The organism is Halanaerobium polyolivorans (assembly GCF_020711195.1).
Classification (GTDB): Bacteria; Bacillota; Halanaerobiia; order Halanaerobiales; family Halanaerobiaceae; genus Halanaerobium; species Halanaerobium polyolivorans.
The window spans coordinates 147,682-160,274 of sequence record NZ_JAJFAT010000002.1 but is presented as its reverse complement, the minus strand read 5'-3'; the positions used below and the strand labels follow the sequence as shown (position 1 = coordinate 160,274).

General features: G+C 30.7%; 15 protein-coding genes. 1 reads left to right on the top strand and 14 read right to left on the bottom strand.

Features of this window, described 5'->3' with window-relative positions:
• Positions 1–41 precede the first annotated feature (41 nt).
• From LJ207_RS02400 to LJ207_RS02370, 7 genes are all read right to left on the bottom strand, one after another.
• Positions 42–1,835 carry an SLC13 family permease gene (locus tag LJ207_RS02400; protein WP_229343748.1) on the bottom strand — a complete coding sequence of 598 codons (1,794 nt, stop codon included), beginning with the start codon at positions 1,833–1,835 and terminating at the stop codon, positions 42–44.
• A gap of 1 nt (position 1,836) precedes the next feature.
• Positions 1,837–2,373, bottom strand: coding sequence for a DUF6691 family protein (locus LJ207_RS02395; protein WP_229343746.1), 537 nt, complete (start codon positions 2,371–2,373; stop codon positions 1,837–1,839).
• Between the two features lie 19 nt (positions 2,374–2,392).
• Positions 2,393–2,905, bottom strand: coding sequence for a YeeE/YedE thiosulfate transporter family protein (locus tag LJ207_RS02390; RefSeq protein WP_229343744.1), 513 nt, complete (start codon positions 2,903–2,905; stop codon positions 2,393–2,395).
• A 183-nt stretch (positions 2,906–3,088) separates the two neighbouring features.
• Positions 3,089–3,403: a DUF2325 domain-containing protein gene (locus LJ207_RS02385; RefSeq protein WP_229343743.1), complete on the bottom strand. Its 315-nt coding sequence runs from the start codon at positions 3,401–3,403 to the stop codon at positions 3,089–3,091.
• Positions 3,404–3,501: 98 nt separating this feature from the next.
• Complete coding sequence (locus LJ207_RS02380; protein WP_229343741.1) at positions 3,502–4,254, bottom strand: hypothetical protein; 753 nt, start codon at positions 4,252–4,254, stop codon at positions 3,502–3,504.
• A gap of 310 nt (positions 4,255–4,564) precedes the next feature.
• Positions 4,565–5,089, bottom strand: coding sequence for a hypothetical protein (locus LJ207_RS02375; protein WP_229343740.1), 525 nt, complete (start codon positions 5,087–5,089; stop codon positions 4,565–4,567).
• Between the two features lie 213 nt (positions 5,090–5,302).
• Positions 5,303–5,872 carry a Spy/CpxP family protein refolding chaperone gene (locus LJ207_RS02370; protein ID WP_229343738.1) on the bottom strand — a complete coding sequence of 190 codons (570 nt, stop codon included), beginning with the start codon at positions 5,870–5,872 and terminating at the stop codon, positions 5,303–5,305.
• A 150-nt stretch (positions 5,873–6,022) separates the two neighbouring features.
• Between LJ207_RS02370 and LJ207_RS02365 the strand changes: the two genes are divergently transcribed.
• Complete coding sequence (locus LJ207_RS02365) at positions 6,023–6,778, top strand: hypothetical protein (RefSeq protein ID WP_229343736.1); 756 nt, start codon at positions 6,023–6,025, stop codon at positions 6,776–6,778.
• A 61-nt stretch (positions 6,779–6,839) separates the two neighbouring features.
• Here LJ207_RS02365 and LJ207_RS02360 read toward each other — a convergent pair whose 3' ends face one another.
• The 7 genes from LJ207_RS02360 to LJ207_RS02330 all read right to left on the bottom strand — a co-directional run bounded on the left by LJ207_RS02360 (position 6,840) and on the right by LJ207_RS02330 (position 12,590).
• Positions 6,840–7,241 (bottom strand): DUF2177 family protein, encoded by a 402-nt coding sequence (locus tag LJ207_RS02360; protein WP_229343734.1) that lies wholly within the window; start codon positions 7,239–7,241, stop codon positions 6,840–6,842.
• Positions 7,242–7,402: 161 nt separating this feature from the next.
• Entirely contained in the window at positions 7,403–8,050 is a 648-nt protein-coding gene (pduL, locus tag LJ207_RS02355) for a phosphate propanoyltransferase (protein ID WP_229343732.1), read from the bottom strand.
• 39 nt (positions 8,051–8,089) lie between these two features.
• Positions 8,090–9,358, bottom strand: a complete 1,269-nt coding sequence (locus LJ207_RS02350; protein ID WP_229343730.1) for a phosphotransferase — start codon at positions 9,356–9,358, stop codon at positions 8,090–8,092.
• Between the two features lie 27 nt (positions 9,359–9,385).
• Positions 9,386–9,820 (bottom strand): EutP/PduV family microcompartment system protein, encoded by a 435-nt coding sequence (locus LJ207_RS02345; protein WP_229343728.1) that lies wholly within the window; start codon positions 9,818–9,820, stop codon positions 9,386–9,388.
• A gap of 1 nt (position 9,821) precedes the next feature.
• Positions 9,822–10,166: an ethanolamine utilization microcompartment protein EutS gene (gene eutS, locus LJ207_RS02340; protein ID WP_229343726.1), complete on the bottom strand. Its 345-nt coding sequence runs from the start codon at positions 10,164–10,166 to the stop codon at positions 9,822–9,824.
• A 25-nt stretch (positions 10,167–10,191) separates the two neighbouring features.
• On the bottom strand, positions 10,192–11,421 hold the full coding sequence (locus tag LJ207_RS02335; RefSeq protein WP_229343725.1) for an acetate/propionate family kinase: 1,230 nt from the start codon (positions 11,419–11,421) through the stop codon (positions 10,192–10,194).
• Between the two features lie 32 nt (positions 11,422–11,453).
• Positions 11,454–12,590, bottom strand: coding sequence for an iron-containing alcohol dehydrogenase (locus LJ207_RS02330; RefSeq protein WP_229343723.1), 1,137 nt, complete (start codon positions 12,588–12,590; stop codon positions 11,454–11,456).
• Positions 12,591–12,593: the final 3 nt, after the last annotated feature.

Sequence of the window (12,593 nt, the reverse complement as noted above, 5' to 3'; positions counted from 1 at the left end):
CTTGTTAAATCTAGACATTCCTCCCGATTAATGTTTCAGGATTAAATATAAAAGAAATAAACCATCAGTGCTGCTGTAAAAATATAAATGATTGATAAAAAAGCACCTGATTTTAGATAGTCACTACTTTTATAGTCACCAGCTGACATAAAGAAAGCATTAACCTGATGGGTAGGTAAAATAAAGGAATTAGAAGCCGAAACAGCTGCCAAAAGGGCTAATCCTCTCGGGGCAACTCCAATTTCACCTGCAATTATCATAACAAGTGGAACAAGTACAACTGCAGCAGCAACATTTGACATAAATAATGTAAAAATACTAGCCAATAAAGCCACAGCTAAAAGAATTAAAAAAATAGGACCATCTCTTAACGGCATAATCAATAAATTAGCCAGATAATGAGCTGCACCAGTATTCTCCATAGCTATTCCCAGTGGTATTAAACCGGTTAAGAGAAAAACTGTTTTCCAATCAACTGCTTCATATATTTCATCAATTTTTACAATACCAGATAAAATAATAAATACTGCTCCAGTAAAAAAAGCAAGTCCTAAATTAAAACCTAAGATTATTAAAATAATTGATAGTAAAAATGAGCCTACTGCAAAAAATGGTTTATTACCTTCAATTTTTTTAGGTGGTAGAGCAGTTAAAAGTATAAGTCCTTTTTCAGACTCAAAAAACCTGATATTTTCATTAGGTCCATAAACCACTAGAGTATCTCCTGCTTGCAAAGTAACATCGGAAAAATCATAGCCGATTTCTTTTTCTCCCCTAATCAAATGAACAGGGTTAACATAATAATTTTTTCTAACTGCGATCTCTCTGATTGATTTTCCAGCAAGATCTGAACGAGGTGTTAACATTAGTTCTGCAAAAGCTGTATCTTCAAGTTCAGGATGTTCTAAATAATTACTGTATTCTTTTTCTAAAGTTAGGTTATAGTCTCTGCCAAAAGCTTTGAGATTTTCCTTTTCTCCCATAATGATTAATTCTTGCCCTGCAAAAAATTTGGTAAAGCGCCAGGGAGCATAGGAAATCTCTTCATCTTCTCTTAAAGCAAGTAGATAAAGATTATAATCTGACCAGAGCTTTGACTCTTCTAAAGTATTAATTAAAAGATCACAACCTTCAGGAACTCTATAACTATAGACAGTAGTTGAAATTTCCCAAGCTGAAATCAATTTTTGCTGCTTCTCTAAAAACCCTTCCTCCTCTTTTTCCTCTGTACTAAGCAGCTTGTCACCAAAAACATAAAAATATAAAATACCTAATAATAATACGGCTAGTCCAATCGGAAATACTGCAAAAAGATTATATGGTTCTGCTCCCTGCTGCTGCAAAAGATCATTAAGGATAATAAGATTACCTGCCCCAACCATAGTTAAATTGCCACCAAGAATAACTGCAAAACCAACCGGCATTAAAACTCTTTTTAAAGAAAATTTTAATTTTTTACTTATTTTTCTGACTATAGGTAAAAATAAAGCTATTACACCAATATTCTGCATCAAAGCAGAGACCGCACCTGCAGAAAGCGAGAGTATAGCTGTCAGTTTTTTCTCATTTTTACCTGCAGCTTCCATCAGCGGTCTGGTTATTTTCTGCATGACTCCAGACTGCTCTAAACCATAGCCAATGATCATAACTGCAATTACAGCTATAACAGCATTACTTGAAAGCCCTGAAAAAGCTTCTGAAGGAGTAATAAGTCCTGTCCAGGCTAAAGTTAACATCACCAATATAGCAATTACATCTACTCGAAAAGCTTCAGTGATAAATAATATAATCGTGACCAGCAAAATTATAAGTGTTAAGGCTATTTCAAAGCTCATCTTAAAAACCTATACTCTGCAGCCAAAATAAAAATAAAACGATTAAAACAGATAAAGGAATGATAATTTTCCAATGATTAATTTTAAATAGCTCAGGAAAAGTATTGACTTTAAATTTATTTTTATCTATAAAATCACTAAACTTTTCATAAAATGCTGCAAATAAGAATGAACCAGTAACTATACCTAAAAGACCTGGGATAAGAGCATCTATACTACCCTGGCCGATAGCTCCAGCGATAGTACCCGGACAATAACCCAGTAGTGCAAAACCAGCTCCAAATATTAATCCACCAGAAATCGTTCTCCTTAAAGATCCTGATTTAGGTTTTAACTCAATTATATTTCTGTCTTTTAAAAAATAAATCCCAATCATCCCAACAACAATGGCAGTTAAGATTATTTTAGCTACCGTAAAATCTTCTAAAAGAAGCTGACCAACCAGTACATTATAATCTGTAACTCCACCACGCTGAAGAAGAAAACCAAAAATAATACCTGTACTAAGACCTTTGAATAATCTAAGCTTACTTTCCATCTTTATTCACCTGCCCCAATTAAAGAATTAAAAGTGCAGTCAAAACTCCACCAACAAAAAAAGCAATTAAGCTTATCCAGCTAGCAATACTCAACTGAAATGTACCGCTTATTCCATGGCCACTAGTACAGCCCCCTGCCAGGCGTGAACCAAAGCCCAACAAAATACCACCAGCAAAAGCAGAAAATACCCTACCCAGAATATTTTGATTTAGAAAAGACTCAAAATCTGTCAGAGGTATAAAACTTAGACTGAACTGACCCGAAAGTACTGCTGAAATAAAACTTCCAATAACTATCCCTATTACCAACATGATCTGCCATTCGAGCACAGGCTTATACTGTTTATAATATTTCCATTCATAAACTTTATCTCCATAAAAGATAGCTCCTAACCTGGAAGAAATCCGAGCATATGAGGTAGAAGTTCCTAATGGTTTTTTAGATATTATAAAAGATAACCAACTTAAAATACCTATCAAAGAACCTACAAGATAAGGTGACCAGCGACCAGAAAAAATCAAGTTATTCATAAATATCCAGCTCCTCATTTACAGTAATATAAACTCATTTTATTCTATTTGCAAAAGCAAATAAAATTCACTAAGTTATAATTTATTCCTAAAAACAAAAAAGATATCATTATTTAATTATATTCAATAATAAATAATAATATCCTTTAAATTCTAGATGCTCATGAATTAAAGTTTTAAATTTTATAAAGCTAAACTTTTACTTGACTGATTAATTAATCCTTTTCGCTTCAGCTTTTTATAAATAGAAGCCCAACTTCTTTTAGCATAAACAACATTTAAGTCTTGAGATTTTACAGCCTTTTTTACTTTTTTCATGACAGCATGATTTATATAATCTGTCATTACTAAAACTAAATCTATTTCTTGAGAAAGATATAGATTTCTAAATTTCGATTTTTTCCTACCTGTTAAATGCTTAATATCATCAAAGCCGAGCTCTTTGACATTCTTTTCAATTGAACCTAAACTATCTCCACCGACTATCATTATACTCATTTTATAGCTCCTTTCTCTAATATAAAAGAATTCACGTCATTAATATCATTAACCCTCCAGATTGATGGAGGGTTAATGATATATGCTAAAATTGAAGCTTATTTGCTATTAGCTAAAAATAGGGTTGACCTAAATCTTACTTCACTAATGAAAAGCCCAGTATCCTCTACTTGTGCTGCATCAACATGATAATCAGTTTCTAAAACATAATTATATTCTGGATTAATAACAAATGTTGTTCTTCCATCTGCAGCTATTTCAACATCTGCAACTTCTTGATAAGACATTCCAGCTTCATTAATTGTACCTTTTTCAAGTGATTGAAAAAGCTCTATTTCACTATCAGTAATAACCTCTCCCTCATATAAAACTTCAACTACAATTTCTACTTGATCTTGATTAATAATATTACTTCCTACCAGCTGTATTTCTAAAGGTATGCCAACACTTTGATATGAATAACTCAAATTATTATCAACAAGAGTTACACTTTTAGCAAAATCTCTAATTTGTTGTAAACGATATCTATTAGGTTCGCGTTCAACAACAAAAGTATATTCGCCTGAATCAGAAAATTGTGTATAAGCATTATAATATGTAGCATATTCATTTAAATCTAAATTATGACGTTCTCCATTTTGATCAATAACATATAATTCTAGTTCAGTCTGATCTCTTTCTTCAATCGGACCATCAGGATAACCATAATACGAATAAATTTCAATTTCTTCATTCAGAGAAGTAGAAGCAGGACTCTCAACCCAAACGCAGTGAGCCAGGCTAATAGTTGAAAAAGAAATTACTAATAACAAAGTTAATGCTAAAGCCATAAAATATTTCTTTTTAATCATTAATTAAACACCCCTTATTTTGTTGAGACTAAAAATTAATATACTTTTAATAACAATTCTTGATATTTATGTAATCTAATCTAAAAAAAATATTATATTTGTTTTAAAGACCATCTCCTTTATATTTTATTTTTAATTGAAAATGATTCTCAATCTCAAATATAGTATATTATAAAAATTATTTTTTGTCAACACTTTTTTTAACTTCTTTTCTTTAAGATTACTGCTATAACAGTAATAATAACCATTATTGTTATTAAGGTAGGCTTTAAAAACCCAGCAGTATTTTCCTGCTGGGTAATTATATTTATTATTTCAATGCTACATCAGCTTGATACCATTTAATAAACTCTTCTATAAATTCTTCGGGTAATAGTTCTAAATAAATAACTAAATTATCATCTGCAGTATCTGAGTCATAATCTATTACGAACTTTCTGCCTGGCATTTCATAGATATCTTCATCTATATCCTCTAACTTTCTGTAATGAGGAATTTCTACATCTTCTCCTCTCAAAGTTCTGAAAACAATTTTATTGATATCACTTCGGTTAACTATTTTAGTTTCCATATGATTATCACCTTTAACTATCACAGTCCTATTTGTCAAAACTACTTCTTTATTCCAGGCTTTATAAGTGCTAATAATTATAGGAACTGCATCAAAAACAAATAATAAAACTGCTGATAAATAAATTAAATAAATTAATATCCTCTGATAAAAACCACTCACAGGATAGAAAAACTGCAGTAAAATTCCGGCCATAACAACACCAATTGGAGTATATATTTTTTCTAAAAATTTATAATTATTATATTTATAAATATCTTCCATATTCTCACCAACTTCTATATTTTTTGGAGTTATTTAATAAATAAAATAGCTTTAATCTAAAAAATTATTTTAGTCTTAATAATAAATTCAATATCTATGAGCATAATCCTGCCCTTAGTTTGAAATAATAGATTTAAATTAAGATAAAAAAACTCCCTCTTTGACAAGGGAGTATGGTTAATATGAGTTTTTTGTTTTCTAATTCAAGTTATTTTAGTGACACCAAGCAAAACCAGAATTTGTTCTGTTAGATCTCTGATGGAATCTATATGAATCTGAAAAATTATGACCTCGATTTGATCTAAACCCTTTTTCTCCAAACCTTCCCTGATAAGCATTTTCTCTTGCTTCTAATAATTCTAACTGCTCATCTGTTAAAAGATTTTGCATCTTTTCCTGCATTTCAAAACGCATCTCATTTAATTCAGAAAGAATTACTTCAATCTCATCCTGAACTGCACCAATTTCTGCATTAGAAGCATTCTTTAACCTTAAATCTCTAATTTCCCAGTTTAATGCTCTTAAATCTTCTCTCAATTGTGAAGAATCATTATAAAATTCTTCTCTTAATTCAGACATTCTGTCTATTTGTGATTCAGTGAAATTTATTTCTTCAAAATTCATTCCAAAGCCCATCATTCCAACAGCTCTCTGGCTATGATATAAACCATCATGTCGATGATTAAAATTTTCTCTATTCATTGGTCGTTGTGCATATGTCATTCCAACAAAAGCAGTAACTAAAAAGCTCAAAACTAAAACACCTATTAATATTTTTTTCATTATTCCCAACTCCTTATTAGTTGTATTTTTAAGTTCTGAGTTAATTATAGGAGTTAAATATGAAGAGATTATGAATTTTAAAAAATAATTTTTTGTTTTGCTTTTTTTATTAATTAGAAGTATAATAAAGATAATCAAGGAGGAGTAATTATGCCAAAAAAAATTCTCAGTTTTACGCTTATTTTAATATTTTTATTATCTACAGCAGCTTTTGCAGCTTCTCTGGATGATTTTGACAAGGAATTATTAATTAGAGTTTATAAAGATCTTGATTCAGATGATTTAGAATATATGGCTAGGTTGGGCCTCAATAGTAAAGATATCAGCTTAATATTATATTATTATAGCAATTCAGGTCAAAAGTTAGATGATCATCAATTAAGGAATATAGCTAGAAAAAAGGACAGCTTAGATGATTATCATCATAATTTTTGGCTGCCAAAAATTATCTTTGATGATTCATTGATTAGATTTAGGCATCCAAAACGTTCAAGGCTTTTACCTCCACTGAATACTAATAAATATGATAGAAGGCGAGAACATCTTGGTGGTATAGAAACAATTAAGGTCAGGGGTCCAAATTATGAGTACAAATATATTAACGATGCCCGGGGCATAGAGGAAAAAATCGAGATAAAAATGCAAAAATATGAGTACTACTATCGTGATAAAAATATGATTGAAAAATTAGATGTTAATTATGCAAACAAAAAATATAGTTATTATTATAAAAATTTAAGAACCGGCAGAACTATAGAAAAAGAAGGTAGGGGAAGGAAAATATCCAGAGAAACAGTATATAATGAGCTAAAAGATAGCTATCAAGAAGATAAAAGTGAAAATGGAGATAATGGTATAGATATTAGTTTTGATATAATTATTGATTTAAGTGATCTTTTAAATTAAACTCAAGAAATTGTTTTTATATCAAGCAGAGGCCCAGAATATTCTGGGCCTCTTTATAATTTCATAAATTAAAATGGCTAATAACTAAATAAGTGAATAATGAAGTTGCACCACACAAAATAGAGCCCCAGACTATATCAATTACAGTTATTATTAACGGCCAGTCTTTAATTGTAGCTAAATTAGTCATATCATAGGTTGCATAGGTAATAAAGCCAAAAAACATTCCTGCAAATAAAGCATACTGCCAGCTGGATAAAACTACAGCTCTATTGATCACGAAAAATACTAGGCCTGCAATAAAAAATAAATAAAATATAAAAGCAGCTGTCATATTAAAATTTTCTTTAAGCAAAAAACCAAGATGTTTTTGATATAAATCTTGAGCAATGGTTCCCAACCAGATTATATCTATGCCAAAAAATATAACAAGAGCTATTAAATAACTTTTTATATATAACAATTAAAATACCTCCTTCTTTAAATCATTAATCTTTGAATAATAATTATTATTTCTATTAAATAATTCTAAATAATTCTTTAAAATCCTCTTTTTTAAAATCATTTTTTAAAAGTATAAAAAAAAGACTGGATCTAATCCAGTCTGAATGAACTCTATTTAATTTAATCTAATTTAATTATCTTTCCTTTGTCACCAGGTCTGTGCATACAAGCATTGGCTTCATCATAATCTATATGCATACTTAATCTATATGCTTCATTAACCCTAATTAATACTTTTTTAAAGATAATCGATCTTTCGGTCATGGCTTCAACATTAACCTTTTCTCCGTCTTCTACTCCAAGTCTTTGTGCATCCTGAGGCTGCATATGTATATGATTTTTAGCTATTATAACTCCTTCTTCCAACTTGACAATATCTTTTGCAGAACCTATAAAAATAGAAGCACTTCCCTCTACATTACCAGAAAACCTTAAAGGTGGGTCTATACCTAATTTTACAGCATCTGTTTTTGAGAGCTCTACCTGAGTATCTGAACGTGGAGGCCCTAAAATAGCTGCTCTTTCAATAATTCCTTTTGGCCCAATTAATCTTACTTTTTCTTCAGCTAGATACTGGCCTGGCTGCGAAAGTTCTCTACATGGGCTAAGCTCATAATCTTCACCAAATAGGCGGTCAACATCTTTACGACTCAAGTGAACATGTCTTCCAGATGCTTCAATTGGTATAATTTTTTCTGCTTTATTTTCTCCTAAATCCATTTCTGCAATTATCTCTTTTATTTTTTGTCTAAGTTCTGAATTAGACATCAAACCACCTCTTTTTAATAATTTTAAATAATTATCATTTTAATTAATTTCAGCTAAGGTATTTTTTATCACCTTGCTTAACTGAAATTCAACTGCATAATTTGAAACAAATTCAGTAAATTCTTCAATACTTCTAAAATCTTTATTTTTTTCTAAAAGTTTGTGGGCAAGCTCAATTATGAATTCCTGACCAAGAGCTCTCTTTTTTAAATCTTTGATCAGCATAAAATCTAAACAAAGCCCTCCATCATAGATTCTTGTAATTATAGTGCAGGCAATAAATGAAATTAATTCAAACAAATAATTTGCAAAATAATCAGCTAAATAATCTTGCTCATAATCACAATGTTTTTTTAACAGCTTAGTATACTCTTTTTGATAGTTGTTATAAATATCTTCTATTAAGCTCAGAAGATAATTTTGATAATTTTTGCTATCTAGACTATAATCTTTGCTGATCAAAGAGGCATAATTTAAAATCACATTTGCCAAAAGTCTTCCTAAATCAAAAGCCGAAGGAGTATAATTTGAATATTCTGTATCAAAAATCATTATTTTATCTTTATTTATAAAAATATTTGAAGTATGAAAATCACCATGGGTTAAAGATTCTCTTTTATTCATAAAAATATCTCTAATTTCTTTAGTTTTTTTTCTGACCAAGTTATCATTTCTAAACTCACTAATTTTTGCATCAAGGTAAGGATTCATTTTTTTATCTTCTGCCTCAAGTATAGAACCTGTAAAAATAAATTTATCCCAAGATTTAATTGAGTCTGATTTTGCAAAAAAATCTTGAAGAGCTTTTACAATATCCCTGTCTAAAAAAAGATCTGAAGTGAAAAAATGAATTCTAGCCAAAAATACAGCAATTTGTTGGGCAAGATGTTCATGTCTCTTTTGCCTAATAAATTCACTTCTTAAAAGCTCCATATCTTCTATATATTCAAAAATTATAATATTATTTTCCGCATCTAAAAAGTAGGCATCTGCAACATAATCAGGACAGATACCTTTAAAAAGTTTCAATGAGCAATATTCAGAATAAATTCTTCCTTCAGGTAAAGAAATTTTTAAATCACTCTCTTGAATAGCTGCCCTTACATATGGCAGCATTTGTTTGAGTATAAAGCGTTTTGGTGAATTTTCATCTCCTATAACAAGGAGATTATTGGCTAAACCATCAAAGCTGAGGCTGTTGGAGTCCATGATTTCAACCCGGATTTTTTCTGAATCAGATAATATATCTGTTTCCTCTTTAATATATTTTAAAGCTGTTTTTTCATTTAAAAAGCCATCTATCTCCATTAAATCGCCTCCAAATCAACAAAAAAATTATAATTCTGCTAAATAATCAGAAAGTTCGTCTAAACCTTCTCTGGTAACTGCACTTGTCAAAAAAATTCTACTTACCCCTGCCATTTCTAAAATTTCTTTGGCATACTCTACATCAGCTTCATCAGAATCTATTTTTGTTACAATCCCAATTACAGGTCTAGAAAAGATCGAAGCAAATGTAGGTGGTAAAAAATATTGCTCTGCAGTGGCATCTGCAACTAGGGCAATTACCTTAGCATCTTGCGCAGCAGATATTAAAGCTGTGTAATAATGTCTATTTTCTATATATTCACCTGGTGTATCAATAGCTTTATCTTCAAACTCCAAACTCTGTGTTCTGGTATCTATTTCTCTAAATTCTTTACCAGCTAGGACTTCAAGCAGGGTAGTTTTGCCTGCCTTTGTTCCCCCCATGAGAATAATTTTTTGCATGCTATGACCTCGTTATCTTGGTTACATCAAAACCAAGAACATGTTCTAATAAGTTTAAAATATTTTTTAAAGCTGATTCTACACTTGATACTTTTCCACTAATAACTAGTGAACCACTAAAACGATCTATAAAGCCAATTTTAACATCTGCGTTTTTACTGGCTGCATCAGCTGCAATAATTGCAGCTTCACTGGGGGTTATAGTTAAAATTCCAAGTGCTTCATGTTCTTCATTTAAACCAATTTTTTTATAAAGACCCTTAGTAGGATGAGCAATTAAATGAACCATTGTTACCTGTTTACCAGGTACATATTCCTGGATTACTCGTTCCTTTTCTTTTACCATAATATCTCCTCCGGACTGAAAAAAATCACTTAATCAAATCTTTAACAATATCTTCTATATATTTTTCCATAACTTTCTTTGCTTCTCTAGCAATAACCAGTTCTTCATTAGTTGGAATAACATAAACATCAACTATAGATCTTTTCGAGCTAATTTTTGCTTCTTTTGCTTTAATATTATTTTTCTCTTCATCAATTAATATCCCAAAATATTCAAGCTCAGATAATATTTTCGATCTGATTTGAACTGCATTTTCTCCAATGCCAGCAGTAAAGACAAGCAAATCAAGTCCACCCATTAAAGCAGCATATGATCCTATATATTTTTTTACCCTGCGGCAAAAAATATCTATGGCTAATTTAGCCCGTTTATTTCCTTTTTCTGCAGCCTCTAAAATCTCTCGAAAATCATTGCTAATTGAAGAAAGAGCAAGCACTCCACTCTGATTATTAAGCTTTTTATCGACTTCCTCAATACTTAAATTTCTCTCCTGCATAATATAAGGAATAATACCAGGATCAATATCACCAGGTCTGGTACCCATTACAAGGCCTTCAAGTGGTGTAAACCCCATACTGGTATCAATAACTTTACCCTCTTTGATTGCAGTAATACTTGAACCATTACCCAGGTGACAGCTAATAATTTTTAATTTATTATAATCTTTATTTAATATTTCTGCTCCCCGTTCACTGACATATTTATGTGATGTTCCATGAAAACCATATCTACGAACTCCATTTTCTTGATACCAATCATAGGGAAGTGCATATAAATATGCTTCTTCCGGCATCGACTGATGAAAAGCTGTATCAAAAACTCCAACATCTGGAGTTTTGGGCATTAATTTTTTGCTTGCTTCTATACCAACAATATTAGCAGGGTTATGCAGAGGAGCTAATTTAATATTTTCCTTAAGAGCAGCAATTACCTCTTTAGTAATTAAGACAGAACCAGAAAACTTTTCTCCTGCATGAACAACTCGATGCCCCACAACATCAATCTCAGAAAAATTCTCAATTACTCCATGCTCTTCACTAATCAGTCTTTCAAGCACGAGTTGGATTGCATTTTTATGATCAGTAATTTCAAGTTCAAATTCAAGTTCTAAATTATTTTTTCTATAATATTTGAAGTCCGAGATGCTCTCCGTTATTTTCTCTACTAAGCCATTTGCAATAACTTCTTCATTTTCAATATTAATTAATTGATATTTTAATGAAGAACTTCCGCAATTAAGAACAAAAATATTCATAATATCTTTCCCTTCTCTTTCAGCTTAGTTTATTAATAGGCATCTTTTAAAATAGCTATTATATCAGATTTATGAACCGGCCGAGGATTGCTTTTCAACATTGCTTTTTCTTCTAAAGCCAGCTCAGCAATATATTCAAATTTGTCTACTTTAAAATCTCTTAAACTTTCTGAAATTCCAATATCCTTGATTAATTTCTGTACTTCTTCAACTGCTTTATATGCGGCTTCCATTTCGGTATATTGCTCAATATTAATCCCAAAAATTCTAGCAATATTTGCATATTTTTTAGGATTAGCTATCAAATTAAATTTCATAACATAAGGTAATAAGATAGTATTGCTTAAACCATGTGGAATATTAAAATTACCTCCTAATGGATGTGAAATTGCATGAACTAAACCTAAACCACAATTCGTTAAAGCAATTCCACCAAAAAGTGAGGCTAAGGCCATACCTTCCCGAGCAGCCATATTACTCCCATTACCTACAGCAGGTCTAAGATAATCTTTAACCATCTCAATACCTTTAGTTGCAATCATTTCAAAGGGAAGAACTGCATCTTGTGATACATAAGCTTCAATATTATGACTTAAAGCATCCATACCTCCAACAGCTGTTAAAAAAGCTGGTAAGCTCTTAGTTAACTCTGGATCAACAATTGCAACATCAGGAGCTAAATTTTCATCAATTAAAGCAAATTTTTTCTTGTTTTCCTGATCTGTTATTACAACTGCAGTAGTAACTTCACTGCCTGATCCTGAGGTTGTTGGTATAGTTAATAATTTTAATCTATCTACACTTATTTCTTTTTTTAAATCAGCATCAAAAAAAGATGCAGCTACAGCTTTAGCAGTATCAATTGGACTTCCTCCACCAACAGCTAAGAGGGTATCAATATTATTTTCCAAGACACACTCTACACCAGAATTAACAATTTTAATGGTTGGATCAGGTTTAACTTTATCAAAAACAAGATAATTAATATTAGCATTTTTCAGCTCTTTTTCAATCTCAGCAAATATTCCTGCCTCAATTATGCCATTATCAACCACAACCATCAGGTTTTTAGCTCTTAATGAATTCAAAGTAGAATTTATTTCTTTAATTTTGCTTCTACCAAATTTTATTTTAGTTTTAATTTGAAATTCAAAATCAAAGCTATTCATAAT